The 23305-nt window shown below is 69.3% G+C and carries 18 protein-coding genes and 1 other RNA gene; 11 read left to right on the top strand and 8 right to left on the bottom strand.

Annotated elements, in window-relative coordinates; genetic code table 11:
* Positions 1 to 152: 152 nt before the first annotated feature.
* Both BLU09_RS28050 and BLU09_RS28045 read left to right on the top strand, forming a co-directional pair.
* On the top strand, positions 153 to 1274 hold the full coding sequence (locus BLU09_RS28050) for a DHH family phosphoesterase (RefSeq protein WP_090492858.1): 1122 nt from the start codon (positions 153 to 155) through the stop codon (positions 1272 to 1274).
* Complete coding sequence (locus BLU09_RS28045) at positions 1271 to 2416, top strand: cysteine desulfurase family protein (protein ID WP_090492857.1); 1146 nt, start codon at positions 1271 to 1273, stop codon at positions 2414 to 2416. Before BLU09_RS28050 ends, BLU09_RS28045 begins: the two co-directional genes overlap by 4 nt.
* On the opposite strand, the gene BLU09_RS28040 is transcribed toward BLU09_RS28045, so the two are convergent.
* The 5 genes from BLU09_RS28040 to BLU09_RS28020 all read right to left on the bottom strand — a co-directional run bounded on the left by BLU09_RS28040 (position 2413) and on the right by BLU09_RS28020 (position 7281).
* Complete coding sequence (locus BLU09_RS28040; protein ID WP_090492856.1) at positions 2413 to 3510, bottom strand: ATP-binding response regulator; 1098 nt, start codon at positions 3508 to 3510, stop codon at positions 2413 to 2415. The genes BLU09_RS28045 and BLU09_RS28040 overlap by 4 nt on opposite strands.
* A complete protein-coding gene (locus tag BLU09_RS28035) occupies positions 3507 to 4973 on the bottom strand; it encodes an ATPase domain-containing protein (RefSeq protein WP_090492855.1) in 1467 nt (488 codons plus the stop codon). Before BLU09_RS28035 ends, BLU09_RS28040 begins: the two co-directional genes overlap by 4 nt.
* 193 nt (positions 4974 to 5166) lie before the next feature.
* On the bottom strand, positions 5167 to 5337 hold the full coding sequence (locus tag BLU09_RS28030) for a hypothetical protein (RefSeq protein WP_237079446.1): 171 nt from the start codon (positions 5335 to 5337) through the stop codon (positions 5167 to 5169).
* Positions 5338 to 5443: 106 nt separating this feature from the next.
* Positions 5444 to 6442, bottom strand: coding sequence for a serine/threonine-protein kinase (locus tag BLU09_RS28025; RefSeq protein WP_090492852.1), 999 nt, complete (start codon positions 6440 to 6442; stop codon positions 5444 to 5446).
* Complete coding sequence (locus tag BLU09_RS28020; protein WP_244172077.1) at positions 6439 to 7281, bottom strand: tetratricopeptide repeat protein; 843 nt, start codon at positions 7279 to 7281, stop codon at positions 6439 to 6441. The genes BLU09_RS28025 and BLU09_RS28020 overlap by 4 nt, the downstream gene beginning before the upstream one ends.
* 297 nt (positions 7282 to 7578) lie before the next feature.
* Here BLU09_RS28020 and ssrS point away from each other — a divergent pair.
* The 5 genes from ssrS to BLU09_RS27995 all read left to right on the top strand — a co-directional run bounded on the left by ssrS (position 7579) and on the right by BLU09_RS27995 (position 11718).
* Positions 7579 to 7774, top strand: a non-coding RNA gene (gene ssrS / locus BLU09_RS28015) — 6S RNA.
* A gap of 19 nt (positions 7775 to 7793) precedes the next feature.
* Positions 7794 to 8417 carry a 5-formyltetrahydrofolate cyclo-ligase gene (locus BLU09_RS28010; RefSeq protein ID WP_002639727.1) on the top strand — a complete coding sequence of 208 codons (624 nt, stop codon included), beginning with the start codon at positions 7794 to 7796 and terminating at the stop codon, positions 8415 to 8417.
* Positions 8414 to 9202, top strand: a complete 789-nt coding sequence (locus BLU09_RS28005; RefSeq protein WP_090492848.1) for a TIGR00282 family metallophosphoesterase — start codon at positions 8414 to 8416, stop codon at positions 9200 to 9202. The genes BLU09_RS28010 and BLU09_RS28005 overlap by 4 nt, the downstream gene beginning before the upstream one ends.
* Positions 9203 to 9258: 56 nt before the next feature.
* Positions 9259 to 10521 (top strand): tyrosine--tRNA ligase, encoded by a 1263-nt coding sequence (gene tyrS, locus BLU09_RS28000; protein WP_090492845.1) that lies wholly within the window; start codon positions 9259 to 9261, stop codon positions 10519 to 10521.
* A gap of 96 nt (positions 10522 to 10617) precedes the next feature.
* Positions 10618 to 11718 (top strand): hypothetical protein, encoded by a 1101-nt coding sequence (locus tag BLU09_RS27995; RefSeq protein ID WP_244172076.1) that lies wholly within the window; start codon positions 10618 to 10620, stop codon positions 11716 to 11718.
* A gap of 38 nt (positions 11719 to 11756) precedes the next feature.
* On the opposite strand, the gene BLU09_RS27990 is transcribed toward BLU09_RS27995, so the two are convergent.
* Together BLU09_RS27990 and BLU09_RS27985 are read right to left on the bottom strand one after the other, a co-directional pair.
* A complete protein-coding gene (locus tag BLU09_RS27990; RefSeq protein ID WP_090492841.1) occupies positions 11757 to 17783 on the bottom strand; it encodes an alpha-2-macroglobulin family protein in 6027 nt (2008 codons plus the stop codon).
* Between the two features lie 48 nt (positions 17784 to 17831).
* Positions 17832 to 18473 (bottom strand): SAM-dependent methyltransferase, encoded by a 642-nt coding sequence (locus tag BLU09_RS27985; RefSeq protein ID WP_090492839.1) that lies wholly within the window; start codon positions 18471 to 18473, stop codon positions 17832 to 17834.
* Positions 18474 to 18548: 75 nt separating this feature from the next.
* On the opposite strand from BLU09_RS27985, the gene BLU09_RS27980 reads away from it, so the two are divergent.
* From BLU09_RS27980 to dctA, 3 genes are all read left to right on the top strand, one after another.
* Entirely contained in the window at positions 18549 to 18971 is a 423-nt protein-coding gene (locus BLU09_RS27980; RefSeq protein WP_090492837.1) for a hypothetical protein, read from the top strand.
* Positions 18972 to 19031: 60 nt separating this feature from the next.
* Positions 19032 to 19319: a hypothetical protein gene (locus tag BLU09_RS27975; protein WP_090492998.1), complete on the top strand. Its 288-nt coding sequence runs from the start codon at positions 19032 to 19034 to the stop codon at positions 19317 to 19319.
* Between the two features lie 103 nt (positions 19320 to 19422).
* The gene (gene dctA, locus BLU09_RS27970) at positions 19423 to 20712 is read left to right on the top strand and encodes a C4-dicarboxylate transporter DctA (protein ID WP_186817845.1); all 1290 of its coding nucleotides are present in this window, start codon (positions 19423 to 19425) and stop codon (positions 20710 to 20712) included.
* A gap of 10 nt (positions 20713 to 20722) precedes the next feature.
* Here the strand turns inward: dctA and BLU09_RS27965 are convergent, their stop codons facing one another.
* Complete coding sequence (locus BLU09_RS27965) at positions 20723 to 21862, bottom strand: acyl-CoA dehydrogenase family protein (protein ID WP_011553025.1); 1140 nt, start codon at positions 21860 to 21862, stop codon at positions 20723 to 20725.
* A gap of 295 nt (positions 21863 to 22157) precedes the next feature.
* Here BLU09_RS27965 and BLU09_RS27960 point away from each other — a divergent pair, with 295 nt between their 5' ends.
* Entirely contained in the window at positions 22158 to 23279 is a 1122-nt protein-coding gene (locus BLU09_RS27960; protein ID WP_090492833.1) for an efflux RND transporter periplasmic adaptor subunit, read from the top strand.
* Positions 23280 to 23305: the final 26 nt, after the last annotated feature.

The raw sequence follows: 23305 nt of genomic DNA, 5'->3' as shown, positions 1-23305 counted from the left end.
CCACGTCCCGCGGCGGCCCGGCGAGGGAGCGCGCAGGCTCACGCTCCTCTCGCGCGTCGTGAAGGATGCGGGGTCCGTCGACACCATTGGTGTGTTGGCAACAGACCCCGGATCCTCGAATCCCCGGACGGGAGGAAGTAAGAAGAATACCCATGCCCGTGACACAGTCCCTCAACAGCCGCCGCGGAACCGGAAGCTCGGGAGGCGAGCTGACGGAGCCCCCGCCACCGCGGCTGGCCCATATGCCAGCCCGTGACAAGCTGGAGCGGCTCCTGCGAGTGGCCCAGGGCCACCACAAGGCGCTCATCCTCACCCACGACAACCCGGACCCGGACTCGCTGGCGGCGGCGGTGGCCCTGGCGCACCTGCTCGAGCGCAAGGCGGGCCTGAAGGCCCACATCGGCTACGGCGGCATCATCGGCCGGGCGGAGAACATCGCCTTCGTGAAGGTGCTGCGCCTGCCCGTCTCACACGTGTCGACCATCGACTTCGACGAGTACGACCTCTTCGGGCTGGTGGACACGCAGCCCAAGGTCGGCAACCACTCCCTTCCCGCGCGGCTGGAAGCGCACCTGGTGGTAGACCACCATCCGCTGCGCCAGGAGAGCCTGGAGGCCCCTTTCGCGGACGTGGGCGGCGACTTCGGAGCCACGTCCACCATGCTGGTGGAGTACCTGCGCGCGGCCCGGTTGGAGCCCTCCACGGAGGTGGCCACCGGCCTGTTCTACGGCATCAAGGCGGACACGCGCGACCTGGGCCGGGAGACGACGCCCACGGACGTGGACAGCTACCTGTGGCTGTTCCCGCGCATGGACAAGATGCTGCTGGCGCAGATTGAGCACCCCGAGCTGCCCGCGCGCTACTTCCAGCTGTACCACACGGCCTACGAGCGGGCGAAGGTGTACGGGACGGCCATCATCACCGACCTGGAGGAGGTCTACTCCCCGGACATGGTGGCGGAGGTGGCCGAGCGGCTGATGTTCCTCGAAGGCATGAAGTGGTCGCTGGCCTTCGGGACGTACCGCAACCAGCTCTTCCTCAGCTTGCGCGTCAAGGACCGGCGGATGAACGCGGGGCGCCTCATCCGCGAAATCTGCGAGGACTACGGCGGCTCGTCCGGCGGCCACGGCAGCATGGCCGGAGCGCGGCTGCCGCTGTCCGGGAAGCTGGCGCAGCGCAAGGCGCTCAAGCGCGAGCTGGTGGCCAAGTTCGTGGAGGCGTTCGGCGTCGCCAACGAGCGGCCGGTGTCGCTGCTGTACGCGCAGGACTCGTGACGTACTGGGACTACAACGCGGCCGCGCCGGTGCGACCGGAGGTGGCGACGCTGCTGTCGCGCGCCTTCGCGTCGAGCGGCTATGGCAATGCGTCCAGCGTGCACCAGGAGGGCCGCGCGGCCCGGGCCCGGCTGGACGCGGCACGGGCGAAGGTGGCCCGCGTGCTCGGCTGCGAGCCGAAGGAAGTCAGCTTCACCGGCTCTGGCAGTGAGGCGGACGCGCTGGCGCTCGTGGGCGCCTGGCACCTGCGGCCCCAGCCCGAGCGGCGGCGGGTGGTGACTTCCGCGGTGGAGCACCCCGCCCTGCTCGGCGCGGTGGCGCAGTTGGAGCGGGAAGGCGCCCACGTCGTGCGGGTGGCGCCCGGCCCGGACGGGCGCGTGCGCGAAGCCGACATGCTGGAGGCCCTGACGCCGGACGCGGCCTTGTGCTCGTTGATGTGGGCCAACAACGAGACAGGCGTGCTCCAGCCCGCGAGGGAGGTGGCGCTCGCGTGCCGTCAGCGCGGCGTGCTGTTCCACACGGACGCGGTTCAGGCCGCGGGCAAGGTGCCCCTGTCCCTGCGCGAGGTGGACGCGGACCTGCTGTCCCTGTCCGCGCACAAGTTCGGCGGCCCTCCGGGCGTGGGCGTGCTGATGGTTCGCAAGAGCGTGGACGTCCGCGCGCTCACGCCGGGCCACCAGGAAGGCGGCCGTCGCGGAGGGACGCAGAACGTGCCCTACGCGGAGGCGCTGGCGCTGGCGCTCGCGTTGGCCGATGCGGAGCTGCCTGAGACAACGGCGCGGCTGACCCCGCTCCGCGATGCCTTCGAGCGGGAGGTGACGGCGCGACTGCCCGGCGTGCACATCAACGGCGGCGCGGCCCCGCGCGTGCCCAACACCAGCAACCTGCGCTTCGACGGCGTGGAGGGTGAGTCGCTGCTCATCGCCCTGGATCTGGAGGGCATCTGCGTGTCCTCCGGCGCCGCCTGCGCGTCCGGCACGCTGACGCCGTCGCATGTCCTGCGGGCCATGGGCCTGTCGCCCGCGCAGGCCCGAGGCAGCCTTCGCTTCAGCATGGGCCCCGGCACGACGGAAGCGGACGTGGCGCGCGTGGTGGACGCGCTCGTGCGGCATGTGCCGCACGTCCGCGCGCTGGCCGGCTAGGACACGGAACGCCGGCTCAGGGGCAGCCGAAGGTGGAAGGTCGCCCCCTCCCCCAGCACGGACTTCACCGACAACGAGCCGCCGTGCAGCTTCGCCAGCGACGAGGCGATGTAGAGCCCCAGGCCATGCCCCTGGGCAGGCTCGCCGTCCGCCCGCTGGAAGCGCTCGAAGACGGAGGGAAGCGCCCCCGCGGAGATGCCGATGCCCCAATCCCGGACGTGGATGTCCACCAGCCCGGGGTGCAGAGCGAGGCCCAGTTCGACCCGCCGTGTCTCGCCCCCGTACTTCACCGCGTTGGAGAGCAGGTTGTTGAGCACCTGCCGCACCCGCTCCCCGTCGAAGGGAAGGAACACGGGCTCCTCGGCGCCCCGCAGCACGAAGTCCACCTGCGGCTCCAGGTCGCGCCACTCCTGGATGAGTTCCCGGAGGAAGACGGCGAGGTCGCCCTGCCTGGGCCTCAGCTCCACCTTGCCTTCGGACAGGCGCGAGGCGTCCAGGATGGAGGAGATGAGGTGGTTCATCCGATCCAGTTGCCGCAGTACGGCGTCCACCGAACGGGCCTCGTCGTCCTCGCCCCGCTTCTCCACCTTGCGCAGCAGGACCTGGGCGTTGAGGCGGGCCGAGGAGAGCGGCGTCTTCAGCTCATGGGCCACCCAGTTGAGCACCTCCTCACGGGCCAGGAAGCCCCCCCTGCGCGGGTCCGTGGAGGCCTTCGGCTCGGGGAAGGTGGGCACGGCCACGGGAGGCCTCGAGCGAAGCGCGCCGGTGATGGCCTCTTCGAATGCGCTCAGGTCCACGGGCTTGGCGAGAAAGACGTCCGCCTCCTCCCTCCCCGCGGGCCGCGCGGCGCTCAGCAGCACGAAGGGAACCGATGCGAGGCTCGGCTCCGCCCGCATGGCGCGCAGCAGCTCCATCCCCGTGCGGCGGGGCATCATGTGGTCGCTGACCACCAGGTCTGGCGGCTCCGTGCGCGCAAGCATGAGCGCGTCTTCGCCATTGTGGGCCCGGATGGCGCGGTAGCCGAGCGCCTCCACGACCTCGGCGAAGACCTCGAGCAGCGCTTCCTCGTCCTCCGCGATGAGGACGCCACTCATTCCGGGGCCCCGATGCTCGTCCCAATGGGCCGGGCCTGCCCCGTCAGCAGCCCTTCCGCGGAGCGCATCGTCGCCAGCACCTTCATCCCCGAGTCGGCGATCTGGAACTCGCGCAAGTCATTGTCGTACTTGCTGTCGCGCATCTTGAGCACCGACAGGATGCGGTGGATGCGCCCGCGCAGCTCCACGTAGCGCAAGAGGAGCAAGTTCTCCCCGAGGATGGAGACGGGCGCATCGCTGAAGTCGAGCTCCGTGCCGGCCACCTTGGAGACCTCCCGGGTGTACAGCGTCGTCACCCCCGCCCGGCGCAGCTTCTCCGCGAGCGCCCCCAGGAAGAGCGGCCTGCGCTCCCGCTCGGCGATGGACTGCTCGAGCGTCGTGAGGCCATCGATGACGAGCCGCTTCACGTTCCGCCGCTCAACCTCCTGGAAGATGTGGTCCAGCACCAGGTCCGCCTCCTGTTCCGTCGGCGGGATGTACAGGTAGGTGATGAGCCCGCTCCTCACGAAGCGCGCCACGTCCAGTTGGATGCGCCGCGCCCGAGCGGCGAGCGACTCCGTGGAGTCATGGAACGACACGAAGAGGGAGTGCTCGTCCCGGCGCGCCCCCTCCACCGCGAAGTGCGCGGCCAGCAGCGTCTTGCCAATGCCCATGCTGCCCGCGAGCAGCGTGGCGCTCGTGCGGGGCAGGCCGCCCTCCATCAAGACGTCCAGCTCCGGCAACCCGAAGCTGACGCGCTCCTCGGGCGGCTCCACGTCCCTCCCAGCGGACACCAGCGACTCCAGGCGCGGGATGAAAGACACCCCGTCCTCGTCGATGCGCATCAGGTGCTCCCCCGACAGGTGGGGCCGGCCGCGCAGCTTCACGACCTCCACGCGGCGCATGCGGCGGGCGCCGTGCTTCACCACCGCCAGGGAGACGATGCCGTCCACCGTGGTGGCTTCGGGCAGCGTCAGCAGCTTCTCCAGTGGGTACTCGGTGGTGAAGAGGCCGACGCAATCCGCCGCGGCCAGGCCGATGCCCAGCTCATAGAGGAACTCGCGCAGGCGCGCCTCGTCCTGCCAGAGGTCCCGGATGGAGCGAAGGCCATCGATGAAGAGCAGCTTCGCGCCCCGCTTGCGCACCGTCTGGATGATGAGGTCCCGCGTCTCCTTCGCGCCCTGCTTGAGCGATGAGTAGGCGCTCATCACGAAGAGCTTTTCGTCCAGCAGCTCCTCCCTGAAGAAGCTGAAGCTGCTCAGCTCGCCCACGAGCTTGTCATGGGGTTCGGACGTGACGGTGACCAGCACGACGGGCAGGCCTCGCGCCGCGGCGAGGAAGGCCATCTGGCTGCACAGCACCGTCTTCCCGCTGCCCGGATCTCCAGCCACGATGATGGATTGTCGCCTGGGGATGCCTCCGCCCAGCAGCGTGTCGAAACTCGGGATGCCCGTCTCGAAGAGCGACCACGTCCGGCGATCCATTCAGGAGCCATCACTTGTATTGGCGGGTGGAAGAAGCGCGCGCAGGAACACTTTCAGCGCGCGCCTTTTTCGAGAACTAACAACCCGGATGCGCGGGGCCAAGCCTCTGCATCGGACTCCAGGGCCCGGTCACGCGCCAGATGCACGCTGTTGGACACGCGCGAGCGAAACCCGCGCTTCACGCCCTGCGTCGCTACCAGGACTGCTCCGGAAGCGACTGCTCGCGCACGTCCTCGTCGGGCTGCCCGTAACCGGGCATCCCATCTTCCCGGGCTTCGTCCGCCTTGGAAGTCCGCGGACGCGCACGCTCCTCGGGCTCGGGTGCGGACTGCTCCGGCTTCTGCTGCTTGGGCTCGTTGGCCATCTGGATTCCTCCCCCCACGCGACACCGCGCGCGGTGGAAGGAAAGGTCGTCATCGTCCTGGAAGGTGGGCAGGAACGGTGGAGCGGACAACAGGGTGCCCGCTCCCCTACCCCGCGCGCGAGCCCGGCGTCGGCGGCGTCCCGCTGGGCGACGGCGCGGCGGGCACCTCGTCACTGGCGCCGAAGAGTCCGCGCACCACGGCGGCGATGGCCAGCGGCGTGCCCACGCGTTCGTCGTAGTGGGGCGTCAGCGCCTGGGCGAACTCCTCCGCTGTCGGGAAACGGTCCTCGGGACGCTCCGCGAAGGCCCGAGCCACCACGGCCTCCAGCGCCTCCGGGATGTCGGGCCGCAGCTCCCGCAGGGGCCGGTACTGCCGGGCGCGGATGGCGTTGAACACGGCATCCGGCGTCGTGCCGGTGAAGGGGCGCTCCAGCGTCAGCAGCTCGTAGAGCACCACCGTGGCGGCCCACAGGTCGGCCTCCGGGTTCACCTCGCCGAGCAGCGATTCAGGGGACAGGTAGTAGGGCTTGCCCAGCACTTCGCCGCCCTGGAGCTTGCCGTCCACCAGCACGCGCGACACGCCGAAGTCGCCCAGCTTGATTTCGCCCACGCGGGAGATGAAGAGGTTGGACGGCGACACGTCGCAGTGGACGATGCCCAGCCGCTCGCCCTGGGGCCCCGTCGCGGAGTGCGCGTACGCGAGCGCCTCCAGCAGCACCTTGCCCAGGTACACCGCGAAGTCGAGCGGCAGTGGAATCCCGCGCACCTTGCAGCGCCGGAGGATCTGCCCCAGGTCGCGGCCGTCCACCAGCTCCATCACGATGAAGTAGATGCCCTCCAGCGCGCCGGCATCCAGCACCGTGACGATGTTGGGGTGGTGGAGCTGCTTGGACAGCTGGGCCTCGCGGGCGAACAGCGACACGGACTCCGGATCCCGCGTCAGCGCGGGCAACAGGCGCTTGAGCGCCACCGTCCAGCCTTCACGCGGGCCGGACAACACCCGGGCCCGGTACACCTCCGCCATGCCGCCCTTGCCCAGCACGGAGAGGACTTCGTAGTTGCCGAAGACCCGCGTGGTCTTCTGCGGGGAAGTCGGCTGGCTCACGGCGTGGTGTTTCCAACCCCCGCCGACGGGCGGGCGGGAACCCGCTTCCGGGTCCGCTGCTGTTGCATGAGCGTTTCGATGTCCTTGATGTCCTCACGCAGCGCCTGCTCCGCCACCGCTTCCGCCGCGCGGCCCGCAGGCATCCAGCCCTGCTCGAAGGCCTTGCGCAGCGACTCGCGCGAGCGGTTGCGGTTGCCTTCGCGCTGATACGCGTAGGCCAGCCACAGGTGGACGTCCGCGCGCCCCAATCCCCTGCCCGCCTCCAGCGTCTTCACCGCGCGGCTCACGTCATTGAGCATCAGCTGGCTGGCCCCCAGGCCCACCACCGCGGCGGCGCTGCGGGGGTCCTTCGACAGGGCCAGCTCGAAGTGGCGCTGCGCCACGCCCGCGTTGCCCGCGGCCAGCTGACGCTGCCCCTCCTCCAAGGGTGACACCTCGCCCTGCCGGCCCAGTCCCGCGGCCACCTGCGCCGCGGACGAGTTCGCGCCTTCCGCCGTGGCCGAGGCGGCCGTCGCCGTGGTCGCCGATGCCGCGCGCGCCGGCGCCACCGCTTCCGCGTCCCGGGACAACGGCCGCAGGAGCAGGAGGGAGTCGTTCTTCAACACCGGCGAGCGGCAACCGTCCTTCAGCCGGAACAGGGCCGTCATCACCCCATCGTCCGGGTTGAACACGACCAGCGCGGGCTGGTTCACCCGCGGCTCACAGTGGGGCCCCAACTGACAGAGCAACACCTGGCCCACCAGGACGTTGTCCTGGAACTCGCCAGAGAGCACCTCCGTATCGGGTTCGAATCCGCAGGGTCCGCCAGTCGCGACCCCCACCAGCTGGTCTCCCTGCATGCGCAGGGACACCACACCATAGGAGTCCCCTTGATAGGAGCTCGACACCGTGGGCGGTCCCGCCCACGCGAGGCCGGAGGCAACGGAAAGAACCGTCGCAAGACCCTTGTTCAATAGCGAGGGCGGCATATGTGGGTGGATTCGGGCTCTTTCCATCATAGAGGTCCCGCGCCTGCCTTGTAAACGCGCGAGGATGCCTTGACCCCGCCGCCCCCCGTCCTTATCATTTCCAAAGACTCTGGCGAGAATTCCCAATAGATTCGAGGATTTGGAAGCACTGTAGCTTTGTTCAAGGGCTGTCCCCTGCGGGGCGCGTGATGCTCGGCAGAAATTCGAACCGATACGTCCATTCCGGGGTCCGTTTCGGTCTCCATGTGCAAGCCCTCCCTCCTCACGGGGGATGAGGGAAGCCTGCGGAGGCATGACTTCGGTCCCCACCTGGCTTTTGAGGGTTCAATGGACGCCGGGCACACGGCCATGCTGCGGGGGACTTTTTCTTGGGAGCGGCGTCGGTGAGCGAGACGGTGGTGGAAGAGGCGGCGGCGAGGAAGCAGACCCTACGAGAGGAGCTCACGGCGCGCCGGAAGGCGATGACGCCGGACCTCATCGATACGCGGGGTCTCAAGGTTCAGTCTCGGTTTCTGGCGGCACCGTATTATCAGAAGGCGCGCACGGTGGCGTTGTACGCCCCCATTCGGGGGGAAGTGCCAACCCGGGATATCCTGATTGCGGCGTTGCAGGACGGCAAGATTGTCTGCTACCCGCTCTCACATGTTCACGGGCGGATTCTTTCGTTCCGTGCCATCAAGTCGGAAAGCGAGCTGGAGCCGGGGCGTTTGGGGGTGCGTGAGCCCACCAACTCCGCGGACCTCATCGCGGTGGACCAGATTGACCTCTTCGTGGTGCCGGGCCTGGGCTTCACCCGGGAAGGCAAGCGGCTGGGGCGCGGGGGCGGTTACTACGACGCCACCCTCCGCGCGGCCAGTCAGCGCAGTCGTCGGGTGGGCCTGGCCTTCAATGACCAGGTCGTCCCCGTGCTGCCCACGACCGGGGATGACGTCGACATGGACCTGGTCGTAACGGAGTCTGAGTCCCTGCGCGGCCTGTACCGCGACTGGGACTTCCTCGATACGTGAAAGTCCTCTTCATGGGGGACGTGGTGGGCCGCCCGGGTCTCCAGGCGGTCCGCACGCTCCTTCCGAGGGTCCGCGCGCAGCACGGCGTGGACGTGGTGGTCGCCAACGCGGAGAACAGCGACCAGGGCTCGGGCATCACTTCAGAGACGGCCCACTACCTGCTCGACAGCGGCGTCCAGCTGCTGACGAGCGGTAATCATTTCTACTCCAAGAAGGCCATCCTCCCCTGGGTGAAGGAGCATCCGGACCTGCTCTTGCGTCCGGCCAACTACCCCAAGGGCACGCCGGGCAAGGGCCACGGCGTGGTGAAGCTGCCGGATGGGCGCGCGCTGGGCGTCATCAACTTGGAGGGGCGCGTCTTCATGCGCACCGAGGCCAGCCCCTTCGAGGTGGTGGAAGGGCTGGTGGAGGAGCTGCGCCAGCAGACGCCCTGCATCCTGGTGGACATGCACTGCGAGGCGTCCAGTGAGAAGAACGCCATGGGCGTCCACCTGGATGGGCGGGTGTCCGTGGTGGTGGGGACGCACACGCACGTGCAGACGGCGGATGAGCGCATCCTCCCCGGTGGCACGGCCTTCATCACGGATGTCGGCATGTGCGGGCCGCTGGACTCCGTCATCGGCATGAAGAAGGAGTCCTCGCTGGCGCGCTTCCTGGGCAAGCCGGCGCCCTATGAGGTGGCGGAGCGGCTCGTCTACCTGCAAGGCGTGGTGGTGGACATCGACGACGCCACCGGACGGGGCCGGAGCATCCACCGCGTGCGTGAGCACCTGCCAGGCACCTGAAACCCGGTGGAGGAAGTGCGTCCACTGCTGACGCACATCGGGTAGCTTGCGGCGCCATGAATCCGGACGCGCTGCGCAAGGCGACCCCCGAGGAGCAGTTCGATGAAGTGACCCGTGGCACGGTGGACCTCCACGTGCCCGAGGACCTGAAGAAGAAGCTTCAGTACTCGTATGACACGGGCAAGCCGCTGGTCATCAAGGCAGGCTTCGACCCGAGCCGGCCGGACCTGCACCTGGGCCACTCGCTGCTGCTCACGCGCATGCGGCGCTTCCAGGAGTTCGGCCACACGGTGGTGTTCCTCATCGGTGACTTCACCGGGTTGATTGGCGACCCGACGGGCCGCAACGCCACGCGCCCGGCGCTCACGCGCGACGAGGTGAAGGCCAACGCGGAGACCTACAAGAAGCAGGTCTTCAAGGTGCTGGACGAGTCCAAGACGCAGGTGCGCTTCAACTCCAGCTGGCTGGACTCGCTGGGGACCGAAGGGATGATCCGCCTGGCCTCGCGCTACTCCGTGCAGCGCATGCTGGAGCGCGACGACTTCAAGAAGCGCTTCCGCGGCGAGGTCTCCATCTCCATCCACGAGTTCCTCTACCCGCTCCTGCAGGGCTACGACTCGGTGGTGCTCAAGGCGGACGTGGAGCTGGGCGCGACGGACCAGCTCTTCAACCTGCTGGTGGGCCGCCAGTTGATGAAGGAAGAGGGCATGGCGCCCCAGGTCATCATGACGGGCCCCATCCTGGAGGGCCTCAACGCGAAGGCGGTCGACGGGAAGATTGTCGGCGACAAGATGTCCAAGAGCCTGGACAACTACGTGGGCATCGACGAGCCGGCGGACACCATCTTCGGCAAGTTGATGAGCATCACCGACGACCTGATGTGGCGGTACTACGAGCTGCTCTCCGCGAAGACGCGGGCGGAGCTGGCGGAGATGCGCGCCCAGGTGGAGTCCGGCGCGCTGCACCCCAAGGCGGCGAAGGTCGGCTTCGCGCAGGAGATGACGGCGCGCTTCCAGGGCGAGGAGGCCGGGAAGAAGGCCGCCGAGGACTTCGAGAAGCGCTTCGCGAAGAAGGAGCTGTCCACGGACGAGCTGCCCCTGGTGGAGGTGTCCCTGGGCGGCGCGGAGAAGCTGCCGGTGACGAAGCTGCTGCCGGAGTCGAAGCTGGTCGCGTCCGCCACCGAGGCGCGCAAGCTGATGGCGCAGGGCGGCGTGCGCGTCAACGGCGAGAAGGTGCAGGACGTCAAGGCGGAGCTGGGCGCCGGCGAGTACACGGTGCAGGTGGGCAAGCTGAAGGCAGCCCGCGTGAAGCTCGGTTGAATCTCCGGCCGGTGACGGCCGTCGCAGGCGCAGGACATGCCCCCCTGCCCCTCCCCTGAGGGGCACGGCGGGGACTGCTGTAGACTCCCGTGCGCCATGCGTCTTTCCCTGCCCTGTCTCGCCCTGTTGCTGGGTGCCTCGCTGCCCGCCCTCGCGGGCCGCGGCGTCTTCGTGTCCGACGTCACGGTGGACGCCCTCGAGCAGCCCGAGTCCCGCAAGGTCGTCTTCACGGTGGAGGCCGGGAGGCCCTACCCCCTGCTGAAGAAGGGCGGCCCCAACCGCGCCTGGTGCAAGCTGAGCGGCGCGTCCGCCGAAGGCTGGGTGTTGTGTGAAGGCGCGCCGGAGTCCACCGCGCCCGCCGCTCCGAGCGCGGCGGCCCTGGTGGCCGCGGACCGGGCCCACTCGGCGCGGCAGGTGACGATGCGGGGCCCCGCGGGCCGCGTGGCCGCGCGTGACGCTGACAACGACGGTGACGAGGAGCTGGCCGGCTCCGCGAGCTGGAAGCCGGCCACCGGCTGCGCGACGACGTGTGACAGCGCGCCCCTGTTCGCGAAGCCGCCGCCCTTGTCCGCCATGGACCGCGAGGTGTTGGACTTGTGCCCCGCGCGCCCCGACGTCAGCGTGAGTGAAGGCGACGTGCGGCGATTCGTCTCGCGCCACTACGACGACCCGCGCCTCCAGCGGGCCCTGTCCGTGGCGGGCCGGCCCGGCGCGCGGCAGGCCAACATCGACTGGCTCACGGGCCTCTGGGTCAGCACCGGGCCTCGCAACGCCTTCACGCACGTCTTCTGCGGCGACGACTGGCAGCGAGGCCCCATTGGCGGCCTGCACTTCCTGCCGCGTTATGCCCAGCTCGAGGCGGAGGGCCGCCTCTGCTACCAGGGCCCGGTGCGCGGCGCCGCGGCCTTGAAGGGTGACGCCTACCTCATCCGCTTCAAGGGCGTGGCGCCCTGGTCCTGCGGAGAGAAGCGCGTCGGCGGCTTCTCACGCGCGCCGGACGCGGTGGGCCTGATGTCCATTGGCACGCGCGCCTTCGCCCGGTGCTGCGCGCGCGGCGGGGCCAAGAAGGAAGGCGGCGTGTACTCGGCGCCGGACCTGGGCGGGACGAACTGGCGCATCTGGTGCGGCACGCGCAATGGCACCTACGGCATCGCCACCCTGCATCCCACGGACGACAAGGCCACCTGCGGGGAATGAGCCCGGGCTGACGGGCCCACTCCCCGTGGTGGACCGCGCTACTTCGCCGCGCCCACCGTGAGCATCGCCCCGGCCGAGTACGCGGTGAACTCCGGCGCGTACATGGACTGCACCGTGGCGGGGCCCACCTTGAACTGGCCGGCCATGTTGGCGCGCAGCCGGTACTTGAAGGTGTACTCACCCGCGGGCAGCTGCTCGAAGAAGAAGTTGGTGCCGGAGTCCCGCGTCTCCTCGTACCAGACGATGCCCAAGTCCCAGCGGTGACGGGACTGCACGTTCTCCGGCTCCAGGCCCGCGGCGCGCGGATCTCTCAGGTGCACGTACTCCGCCGCGTGCTTCGCGCGCAGGGAGAGCTGCACCTCCACTTCGTCTCCGGGGAGCACCACGGCGCCCTCCGCCAGCGGCACGAGCCTGGCGTCCTTCCCCTGCCGCTCACGCAGGAAGTAGCGCCGCGACACCTGGAAGAAGTCCCCGCGGTCGCTGTCCGGCAGCTTCTCCGTGGAGAAGTGCCACGTCGCGGATGCGAAGGCGAAGCCCGGCGTCGTCTTCTCCACCACCACCGAGCTCATCGTCGCCGGGTTCAACTCCGGCCCGGGCACGACGACCTGGTTCTTCTTGCCCGTGTACTCGTCCGGGGCGAAGGACATGCGCACCACGCGCGGGCCCACCGTCACCTGGGCGTCCTCGCGCACGCCCAGCGCGCCTTCCGCCTGGAGGTACTTCACCAGCGCGTACAGTGACTCCGCCGTGGCGCGAGTGGATTTCCAGTGGTTGAGCTTCTTGTTCAGCAGCAGCCACTGGACCAGGCCCTCGCGGCGCGCGTCCTTCGGATTGAGCTCCGTCAGCGTGCGCAGCGCGAAGGCGTGCGTCTCCGTGGTGTCGTTGTACCAGAGCCAGCTGCGGTCCTCCTGCGCCCAGTAGGTGCCCAGCTCGGGACTCGTCTTCGCCGAGTCCATGACGCTCTCCCAGACGCGGTTGGCGTCCGCGCCGCGCCCCGCGCGCTTCAGCGTCAGCGCCAGGTAGCCCTTGAGGTAGGGCGAGTGCTTCTTCCAATGCTTGAAGCTGAACGCGAGCATCCGCGCCCGCTCCGCCTCGGTGAGGGCCTCACCGGTGTAGCTCGCGTTCGGATACGCGGAGGCCGTGTAGTTGAGGAACGTGAGGAACTCCCAGCCGCGCTCCTCCTTCATCAGCTTCGTCGCGTACTCCTCGCGGAAGTGCCGCGCCAGGTAGCCCCAGGCGCCCCGGGTGATTTCCGGCGGGACTTCCACGCCGAACTCCATCGCGCGGGAGAGGCCATGCACGATGTAGAGCGTCATGTACGGCGACGGAGGCCCCCCCGCCCACCAGGGGAAGCCGCCGCTGGACGTCTGCGCCTTGCGGAGCTTCGCCAGCGCGGACGTGCGCTCGGCGGCGGCGACCTTCGGGTCCAACACCTTCACCAGACCGGCCTCCGGCCCGGCGCCGCCCTTTGCCATCTCCAGCCAGGGCGTCTCCTCCAGCGCCATCTTCCGGTTGGGGTCCACCGCATCCCACGTCTCCAATTGGGTGGGGCGCTCGCTCAGCTGCTTGGCCATCCGCGCCACCGACGGGTACTGCCCGTACAGGCTGGACAGGATGCCCGTCGACACGAAGCGGTTGAGCGTCTGCTCCGTGCACTCGTAGGGATAGTCCACCAGGTACGGCAGCGCCTGGAGCGCCGAATAGAACAGCTGCGTGTCCACCGTGACGACCAACTGCTCGTTCACCCGCGTCGGGTCGCCGCCCGCGCGCAGGTCCTCGAACTGCATCGTCTTGGAGTCCTTGCCCTTCAGCGTCACGAAGCGCGACTGCGCCAGGTGCATCCGGCCCGGCAACACCGGCAGGGGGCGCAGCTCACCATCACTGTGATTCTCCGAGCGCGCCACCACCCGGAAGGCAACGGGCCCCACCCGTGTGGGCGTGGTGAGCGGGAAGCGCAGGCGCGTCCCCTTCCCCGCCTCCACGCGGAAGGGCTGCGACGCCTTCTGGACGCCGAAGTCCGACAGCACGCTCTTCTGCAGCTCCAGGTCCTGGATGTCCAACGTGAGCGTGCCCTGCATCGGGCGCGACGCCGCGTTGTTCACCATCACCTCCAACACCGCGCGGTCGCCCTCGCGCAGGAAGCGCGGCACATAGGGGCGCACCATCAGCTCCTTCACGCTCCGGGAGGCGCGCTGCAGCGAGCCGCCCTTCAAGTCACGCGTGACGGCGTGCACCCAGACGCTCCACGCCGTCACCGAGTCCGGCACGGTGAACTCCAGCGTCGCCGAGCCGTCTGCCCCGGTGAGCACCTGGGGCGCCCAGAACGCGGTCTCCGCGAAGTTGGAGCGCAGCGGCTGCGGCGCGTCCGGAGCCGCTCCGCCGCTGCCAAAGCGCTCTTCCTTGTCCGCCTGCATCTTCGCCTCGGCCCGAACAGGCGCCTCGGCGGGCGGCGGGGGCGGCGGGGCGCCCGGCGCCGGTGCCATGGTGGCCCTTGGCGCGGCGCCCTCCCGCATGCCGCCCATCCCACCGCGAACCATCTGCCGCATCCGCCGCCGGCCTGGGCCGCCCACCTCGAAGCCATCCCCGAAGAGCAAGGCGTCAGGCGCAGGCGGTGTCCAGCCCGGCACCTCGCCATATCGCGCGTTCACCACCCACCGGGTGTCACCCAGGCTCGCCGACGACTGCATGTCCACGGAGGAATGCCACTGGGGATACAGCGACGCCACGCTGGGCGGCGTCTGCTTGGCGAACAGGTCCAGGGACTGGTCATACATGTACGCGAGCAGTTCGGCAGTGCCCGCCTCCACCTTCGCGCCCTTCGGCCCCTTCACCGTCACGCGCCAGGTCTCCTTCGCGCCCGGGCGCAGCGTGTCGCGGAAGGTGGCGAACTCCAGCTGCAATTCCTTGTCGTCCCAGGGCACGAAGATGGACTTCGAGAAGAACAGGAACTGGTAGTCACGCACCGTGGACAGCGCCACGGTGAAGCCGCCGCGCAGCTCCGCCGTCACCGGCACCTCCACGACTCCGGAAGACTGGCCCGCGGTGAGCTTGCGCCGGGAGATGCGCCGCTCTCCCTGGTAGATGTCGAGCAGCAGCGGCTGTCCCTTGAACCCCGAGACGGCCATCAACCGCACCACCTCCCCCACCCGCGCCGTCTCCCGCTCGGCCACCAGCATCGCGGGCACCGCGAGGGGTGTCGTCTTCCCGGCCACCACCAGCTCGCGCCCCACGGTGTACGTCTGACCGAAGGCGTCCGTCGTCTCGTAGTGGAGCCGGTACGCGCCCGCCTTGAGCGACGGCAGCTTCAGCACGGCCAGGCCCTCGGTGTCGTGCTGCACCGAGCCGGTCGCCTGCTGGGCCCCATCCGTCCAGCCGCGAATGGTGGACTCCGGCGAATACGCGCCGAACCACCGAGGACGCAGGTTGTCTCCAGGCGTGGGCGTGAACACCGCCTCGGGGTCCTTGTACTCCGGCAGGCCCTGGGGCTCGTCCGCGGGCAGCAGGGGCTGCGCGGGCTGATTCAGCGCCACCAGCCGCCACTTGCCCGGCCCCGGCTGCGGCGCGCCATCCAGCGTGGAGCGCGTCAGCCGAACCTCGGCCGCGGCGCCCTCGCGGAGGAACCCCGTGTCCAGGTCCACGCGCGCCTCCACGGCGACGAAGCCCAGCCGGAAGGCCCGGCTGGCCGAGCGCGTCTCACCGCCTTCGTCCGTCGCGTCGGCCTCGATGCGGTAGTTCCACGTCAGCCCCGGGGTGGCCGCGGACCGCTCATCCGCCTCGGGGGTGAAGCCGATGGTGAAGCCTCCGTCCGCGCCCAGCGGCGACGTGCCCGTCGCCACCACCTGCCGCTGCGAGGCCCCGGACGGCGGGCCCCACCACCACCAGGGCAGCACCGGCTCGCGGTACGCACGCCACCGCACGGAGCCGGACGTCACCGGCATGCCGAAGTAGTAGCGGGCCTCGCCCTGGAAGGTCGCGGGCCGGTTGAGGCGCAGCTGCGCCTTCGCGTCCTTCAGCGTCACCTCGAAGGTGGGCCGCTTGTACTCCTCCACGCGAATCGACGCGCGGCCCCCCGCGCTCACAATCACGGACCACGCCCCCAGCATCCGGCCGGTGGGAATCGTGAACTCGCCCGCGGCGGAGCCGAAGTCGTTGGTGCGGACCTCCCGGGACTCCACCACCTGGTGGTTCGGGTCGAACAGCGTCACCTGGAGCGGGCGGTCCGCCAGCGTCTGGTAGCGCGCCTGCTCGCCCCGGCCGCTGAAGGCCACCGCCTTCCACAGCACCTTCTGCTGGGGCCGGTAGACCGCGCGATCGGTGAAGACGAGCGCCGAATGGACCTCCCCGGACTGATGGCGCTTGTAGAACGGCACCTGGCCCGGGTGCAGCAGCGCGTTCCGTCCGACGCCGGCCACCAGGACGTAGCTGCGGTAGCCATCGCCCGGGACCGCGTCGAAGGTGGCCGCGCCGTCCGCGTCCGAGAGGATGCGCGCCACCTCCTTGAAGCCCTGCCTGTAGTCGACGCGGATGAGGCGCAGGGGAACCTTCGGCACGGGCTCGCCGGTGTCGCCGTCCACCAGCCGCACCTCCAGCAGGTCCCCGTTCGAGGGCCGCGCGACGATGACCCAGGGCGTCACCGTCAGGTACACCGCGACGATGCGGTTGTTCGTCGCGCGGAAGTCCTCGTGGGCGGAGGCCATGATGACGTACGTCCCCCGGGCCGTGAGCGGCGGCGTGACGAAGGTGCGGTGCTCCCGGAAGTCCTCCGTCTTCGGCAGCGGCACGCTCCAGGTGGCCACCGGGCGCTGTCCCTTCACCAGGGCCTTCAACGGCGCACTGTCCGGCATGAGGTTGTAGTCATCCACCTGGGCCAGCCGCTTCTCCAGGTCCACGGAGTACGCACGGAAGTGCAGCATGGACACGTTGCGGTGGGTGACCTCGACGGAGCGGCGGCCCGGCCCGTCCGACGCCAGCGAGCCCATGCTGAACTCGGGCGCCTCGATGGCGGCCATGAGCACGCGGCAGCGCTGCGCCCCCGTGGACTGGGGGTAGGTGGCCGCGCACGCCTTCGCCAGCGAGTGGGCACGCACGGCGTGGTCCGCCACTCGCTCCATCTCCACGAGCTGGGCCTGCCCCATGGTGGACCAGGGCACGTCGCGGAACGCGGGCAGCAAGGCGGCCAGGTGTTGCCGGATGCGGGTCCGGTCGGCCGCGTCCGTGAAGTGCTGGTGCAGCACCGTGTAGCGCTGCAGCCGGGCCTCCAGCGCCGACTCGCGCCGCCCCGCGGACTGGTGCCACGCCTCCAGGTCCCCGAGCACCGCCGCCACCTTCACCAGCGGATGGACGCCGGGGTCCGTCAGCGCCACCTTGGGCGTCCCCTCCAGGAGCGCGCCCAGGTCCAGGCGGTACACCTCATGGGCCTGCTCGGGCCGCCAGTGCGAGCTGTCCGCCAGCAGCGACACGCGCAGGTACGACACGGCATCTCGCAGCGTGGAGCGCAGCCCCTCCGGGTAGGTGTTGGGCTTCACGTACTCGGACAACGCCTTCAGGGGCTCACCGCCCAGTTGTTGCCGCTGCTTCCACACCTCCTCGTAGGCACGCTGGGCCTCGGTCAGAATCTCCTCATAGGTCCACGCCTTGAGGTCCACCGGCCCGGAGGACGCCACGGACTCGCGCTGGCGCACCTCCCAGCCGTAGGCCTGCGCATAGGCGACGAGCGCGTTCGCGTAGAAGAGGTTCAGCGTCGCGCGAGGCAACGCGCCCTTGGGCCAGGGCTGCTCGCGCAGGAAGCGCACCGCCGTCTCGTAGCCATGCAAGTCGGTGCGCAGTTGCACCGTGCGCACCAGCGCGCGCGTCCACTCGGCCTCGTCGCCCTTGGACTTCGCCTGCGCCAGCCGGGCCTCGGCGCCCTGGGCGGCGGCCTCCAGCTTCTGCTCTTCGGCCATCCTCTCGATGGCCTTCCACGAAGGCGGCGCCTTGCCCTGCCCCAGCACGGGCGAGGTCAGCAGCAGCAGGGCGAACAGCCAGAAGCGAACAAAGGGTGCGCGGGTCCAGGGGGTCCGATGCATGTCGGCACTCTAGACACAGCCGGACACCCGAACGTTCCACAATGAACGTCAGTTCGCCTCCGGGGCCTCTGGCGCACGGCGGCGAAGACCCACCAGGTAGACCTCCATGCTGGCGCCGCGGGTGGCCTCCGGCCGGACCACCTTCACCTCTTCGAAGAGGGCGCGGATCTGGTTGCGGAAGTCCTCGAAGTCCCGGCCCATGAAGACCTTGGCCACGAAGGAGGACCCGGGCCGGCCCCGCGCCGCGGCCAACTCCAGCGCCTTGCCCGCCAGCCGCAGGCTGCGCGCCTCGTCGGTGGCCTTGATGCCGCTCGTCTTGGGGGCCATGTCGGAGATGACGGCGTCGAAGGGGCCGGCATGGAGCTCGGTCAGCTTCGCGTCGAAGTCGTCCGCGAGCACGTCCAACACCGCCGTCTGCACGAAGGGCTGGCTGAAGGGACGGATGGCGACGATGTCCACGCCGATGACGCGGCCCTTCGGCCCCACGGCGTCCGCCAATATCTGGAGGAAACCTCCCGGCGCCGCCCCCAGGTCGAGCACGACGTGCCCCTTCTTCACCATGGGGAAGCGCTTGATGAGTTCATCGACCTTGAAGGCCGAACGTGCCCGCAGGCCCTCTTGCTTGGCCTTCTGGAAATAGTGGTCTTTAGGACGGTAGGGCTTGCCCATGTCAGAGGGGCTCCCTAGCATCCGCTACTGTCTTCGGGAAGCCGGAGCAGTCGCGGGTGTCACTCCCCGTGCAACGGCCAGTCCGGAGGACGTAGGATGGGCACGACCCGGAGCGTGATGACGGCGCTGTGCATCTCCCTGCTGTCGGCTGGGGGCGCCGCCTACTGCTACACCCGCGCGGACGCCCTCCAGGTGCAGGGCCAGTGGCTGATGGAGCGCGGCACCGCCCAGGCGGAGGACTACGCGGCCCGGTTCGACGGCGCCGCGGCGGACGCCCAGTTGAAGACGTTCGCGGAGCGCCGGGCCATCCTGGAGAAGGCACACCTGTGGCAGCGCGGGATGCTGCTGGGCGTGCTGCTCGCCGCGCTGGCCACCGTCTCCGCGTACCTCCTGTTCCTCCTCAAGCGGCTGAACGACCAGCTGCTCGATGCCACGGGCAGCGGGGCACACGAAGGCACCGCCCGGGAGTCCGCCTCCCCGGAGCCCGTCCAGGCGTTGATGCCCAGTCCGCAGCGCTGAGCGCTCGCCGCCGGGCGCGGCCCGCTGGCACAATGGCGTCCCCGTTTCATGGAGGAGGCCATGCCCGGCTGCGCGCACTGTGGACACCCACTGGACATCATCGCGAACCAGGTGGGCCGGCGTGACGAGTGCCCACACTGCGGCGAGGACATCCGTTCGTGCCGCAACTGCCGTCACTTCGACCTGGGCGTGGCGAAGGAGTGCAAGGAGCCCTTCGCCGAGGTGCCCAAGGACAAGGACGGCGCCAACTTCTGTGAGCTGTTCCAGATTGGCGAAGGCGGCATCCATGAGAAGGAGAGCCGGGACGCGCTGCTGAACGCCGCGGAGGCGCTGTTCCGCAAGAAGTGACGCAGCCCGCCACCCGAAGCCCCCGCTTTGCGCCGGCGCCTGGCGCCAGCGAAGCGCCGAACCGGGGCGCTATAGTCCGCGGCCTCCCGAGAGAGGGGTGCGGATGCGGTGGTTGAAGAATCTGTACGTCCAGGTGCTGCTGGCCATCGCGGTGGGCATCATCCTCGGCTGGCTGCGGCCGGACCTGGGCGAGTCCATGAAGCCGCTGGGCGACGGCTTCATCAAGCTGGTGAAGATGATCATCGCACCGGTCATCTTCCTCACCATCGTCGCGGGCATCGCGAAGATGGGCGACCTCAAGCACGTGGGCCGCATCGGCCTCAAGGCGCTCATCTACTTCGAAGTCCTGACGACGCTGGCGCTCGTCGTGGGCATGGTGGTGGTGAACACCCTGAAGCCCGGCGCGGGGATGAACATCGACCCGGCGCAGATCGACACCTCCGGCATCACCCAGTACCGCGCGTCCGCGTCGCAGCAGGGCACCATCCCCTTCCTCCTGGACATCATCCCGCATGACTTCCTGTCGGCCTTCACCGAGGGGAAGCTGCTCCAGGTGCTGCTCGTCGCCGTGCTGACGGGCGTGGCGCTCACCCGCCTGGGGCCCATGGGACAGCGCGTGCTCGACCTGTCGGATGACCTGGCGCAGGTCTTCTTCGGCATCGTCGGGATGATCATGAAGCTGGCGCCGCTGGGCGCCTTCGGCGCCATGGCCTTCACCGTGGGCAAGTTCGGTGTCGAATCGCTCAGCTCCCTGGGCCGGCTGCTCATCGCCGTCTACGTCACCTGCGCCCTCTTCGTGTTCCTGGTGCTGGGGCTGGTGGCGCGGCTGTCCGGCTTCTCGCTGTGGAAGCTGCTGCGCTACATGCGCAGCGAGCTGTTGCTCGTGCTGGGGACGTCGTCATCGGAGTCCGCGCTGCCCCGGCTGCTCAAGCGGCTGGAGACGCTGGGCTGCGACCGGGGCGCCGTCGGGCTGGTGCTGCCCACCGGGTACTCGTTCAACCTGGACGGGACGTGCATCTACCTGACGATGGCGGCCATCTTCATCGCCCAGGCGGTGAACGTGGACCTGTCGCTGGGCGAGGAGCTCACCTTGCTGGGCGTGCTGCTGCTGACGTCGAAGGGCGCGGCGGGCGTGACGGGTTCGGGCTTCATCACGCTGATGGCCACGCTGGCGGCGCTCAACGGCAAGGTGCCCGTGGAAGGCGTGGCCCTGCTGCTGGGCGTGGACCGCTTCATGTCCGAGGCCCGGGCCATCACCAACGTCATCGGCAACACGGTGGCGACGCTGGTGGTGTCCAAGTGGGAGGGCGTGCGTGACGACACCGTCATGCACGCCGAGCTCGACAGCGGGCCCAAGCCCCTGGAAGGGATGAGCCTGGGCCACGGCACCTGAGCGCGCGGCGCTAGAAGCCGTAGATCTTCGAGATGATCTCCTTCATCACCTCGGAGGTCCCGCCGCCAATGGTGATGAGGCGCACGTCGCGCCACATGCGGGCGATGGAGGTCTCCTCCACGTAGCCCATGCCGCCGTAGAACTGCTGGCAGTCGTAGGCCACGCGCTGGGCCAGGTCGCCCGCGAACAGCTTCGCCATGGAGACCTCCTTCACCGGGTTCTCCTTCCGGTCGAAGAGGTCCACCGCGTGGTACGTCAGGCGCTTGGCCGCTTCGATGGCCGTCAGGTGCTCCACGAACTTGTGGCGCCACACCTGGAACTTCATCAGCGGCCGGCCGAAGGCCTCGCGCTCGTTGCCGTAGCGGATGGAGTCCTCCACCATCCGCTCCATGCCCGCCACCGTGGTGATGGCGCCCACCAGGCGCTCACCCTGGAAGTTGGTCATGATGTGGTAGAAGCCTTCGTTCTCCTCGCCCAGCACATAGCGGGCCGGAATCCGGCAGTCCTCGAAGTAGAGGACGGCGGTGTCCGAGGACAGGTTGCCCACCTTGTCCAGCTTCTTGGAGACGCCAAAGCCCTTCACGTCCGTGGGGAACGTCACCAGGGAGATGCCGCCGTAGCCGGCCTCGCCCGTGCGCACCGCCAGGGTGATGAAGTCCGCCCGCGTGCCGTTGGTGATCCACATCTTCGAGCCGTTGATGACGTAGTCATCCCCGTCCCGGCGCGCCGTCGTCTTGATGCTGGCCACGTCCGAACCGCACCCCGGCTCGCTCACCCCCAGCGCGGCGATCTTCTCGCCCTTGAGCGCCGGCTCCAGGAACTCGCGCTTCTGCTCGTCCGTTCCAATCTCGTTGATGATGGGCGTGGCCATCTGGCTCTGCACCAGCAGCGCCATGTTCACGCCCGCGTTGAGGCTGCGGCTCAGCTCCTCCGCGAACACCGTCACGTACCAGTAGTCCAGCCCGCTACCGCCGTACTTCGGGTCGTGGTTGATGCCCAGGAAGCCCAGGTCCCCCGCCTTGCGGAACAGCTCCTTGGGGAAGATGCCCGCCCGGTCCCACTCGAGGCCGTGTGGGGTCATCTCCTTCTCCACGAAGCTGCGCACCGTGTTGCGGAAGGCCTCGTGTTCCTCGGTGAATGGGTGGGGCATGGGGTGTCCTCGGCGCGAAAGGATTGATTCTTGAATCAATAACAGGGGCCTCTAGGTGCCACAAGCACCGCCTCCCCGGCACACAGCGCCCCTCCTTCAGGCCAGAGGACGGATGCACCGCGTCGTGTCATTTTCTCCTGCCCGCTCGGCGGACGGCCGTTAGACATGCCGGAGGAAAGATAGTCCGCACTACGGAGTATCCTCTTGACAGACAGTTCAGAGGCTGTAGTTTCCGGGCCGCAGACTTTCCATGTAGAAGCCGGCTCGCAAGTGTCTCCCAGGGGACAGGTGCCCCGTGACCGGCAGGAGCAGGACGACCGTGATTCGACGCATGTGGATGGCCGCGGCAGTGGCAGCGGTGGTGACGACGGGCTGTGGCAAGGCCAGCAACAAGCCGGCCCTCCCCGAGCAGACGGGTCCCGCGGCATTGGGCGTGCGCGCCATCACTCCGGCCACGGAGTTGAGCGCTGACGTCACCCGCGTGACGGGGCAGATCCGCTCGAAGAACGAGGCGGTCCTGGGGCCCCAGGCGACTGGCACCATCTCCAGGATGAATGTCCGGGTGGGCGACAAGGTGAAGAAGGGCCAGGTGCTGGCGTCGCTGGACGCCTCCAACGTCGCCATCAGCGTGGAGCAGGCGCGCGCGGTGAAGCAGGCCGCGGACGCGGCGCTGGAGCTGGCCACGTCCTCCCTGGAGCGCACCCGGAAGGTGGCGGAGTCCGGTGGCGTGGCCGCCGCGGGGCTGGATCAGGCCGTGATTGGCCAGAAGCAGGCCGCCGCCCAGGCCGCCCAGGCCGCCGCCGGGTTGCGGCTGGCGGAGGAGATGCTGCGCGACCACTCCATCATCGCCCCCTTCGACGGCGTCATCACGGCCCGCACGAAGAACGTCGGTGACTCGGTGGCGATGACGCCCTCCACGCCCGTGTTCAGCATCGTCGATACGACGGGGCTGGAAGTGCGCGCGCAGGTCCCCGAGTCCGTGGTGGACAAGGTCCGCGTGGGCAGCAAGACGCAGGGCACGGTGAGCCCCAGCGGCGCGCGCTTCGACGTGCAGGTGGCCGTCGTGGGCGCGGTGGTGGACGCCTCCAACCGCACGGTGGAGGTGCTGGCGGACGTGGTCGGTGAGCCGTCCACGGCGCTGCGTCCCGGCGCCCTGGTGGAGCTGGACTTCTCGACCGTGAATCAGGCCGACGACGACAAGGGCCTCTTCCTCCCCACCCAGGCCGTCAGCGCCCGGGGCCAGGAGGGCTTCGTGTGGGTGGTGCAGGACGGCACGGTGCGCAAGCGGGATGTGCGCGTCGAGCGAGTGCTGCCTGGTTACGTCCGCATCCTCCAGGGACTGGGCGCCGACGAGCGCGTGCTCGCCGACTCCTCCCTGGACGTGAAGGAGGGCACGGCCGTCCGCGTAGTGCAGTGACGCCTGCCCTCCCCTCTCAAGTTCGG

It is taken from the genome of Myxococcus virescens (assembly GCF_900101905.1).
Lineage (GTDB): Bacteria > Myxococcota > Myxococcia > Myxococcales > Myxococcaceae > Myxococcus > Myxococcus virescens.
The sequence above is the reverse complement of the archived record's forward strand: the minus strand, read 5'-3'. Positions and strand labels throughout refer to the sequence as shown.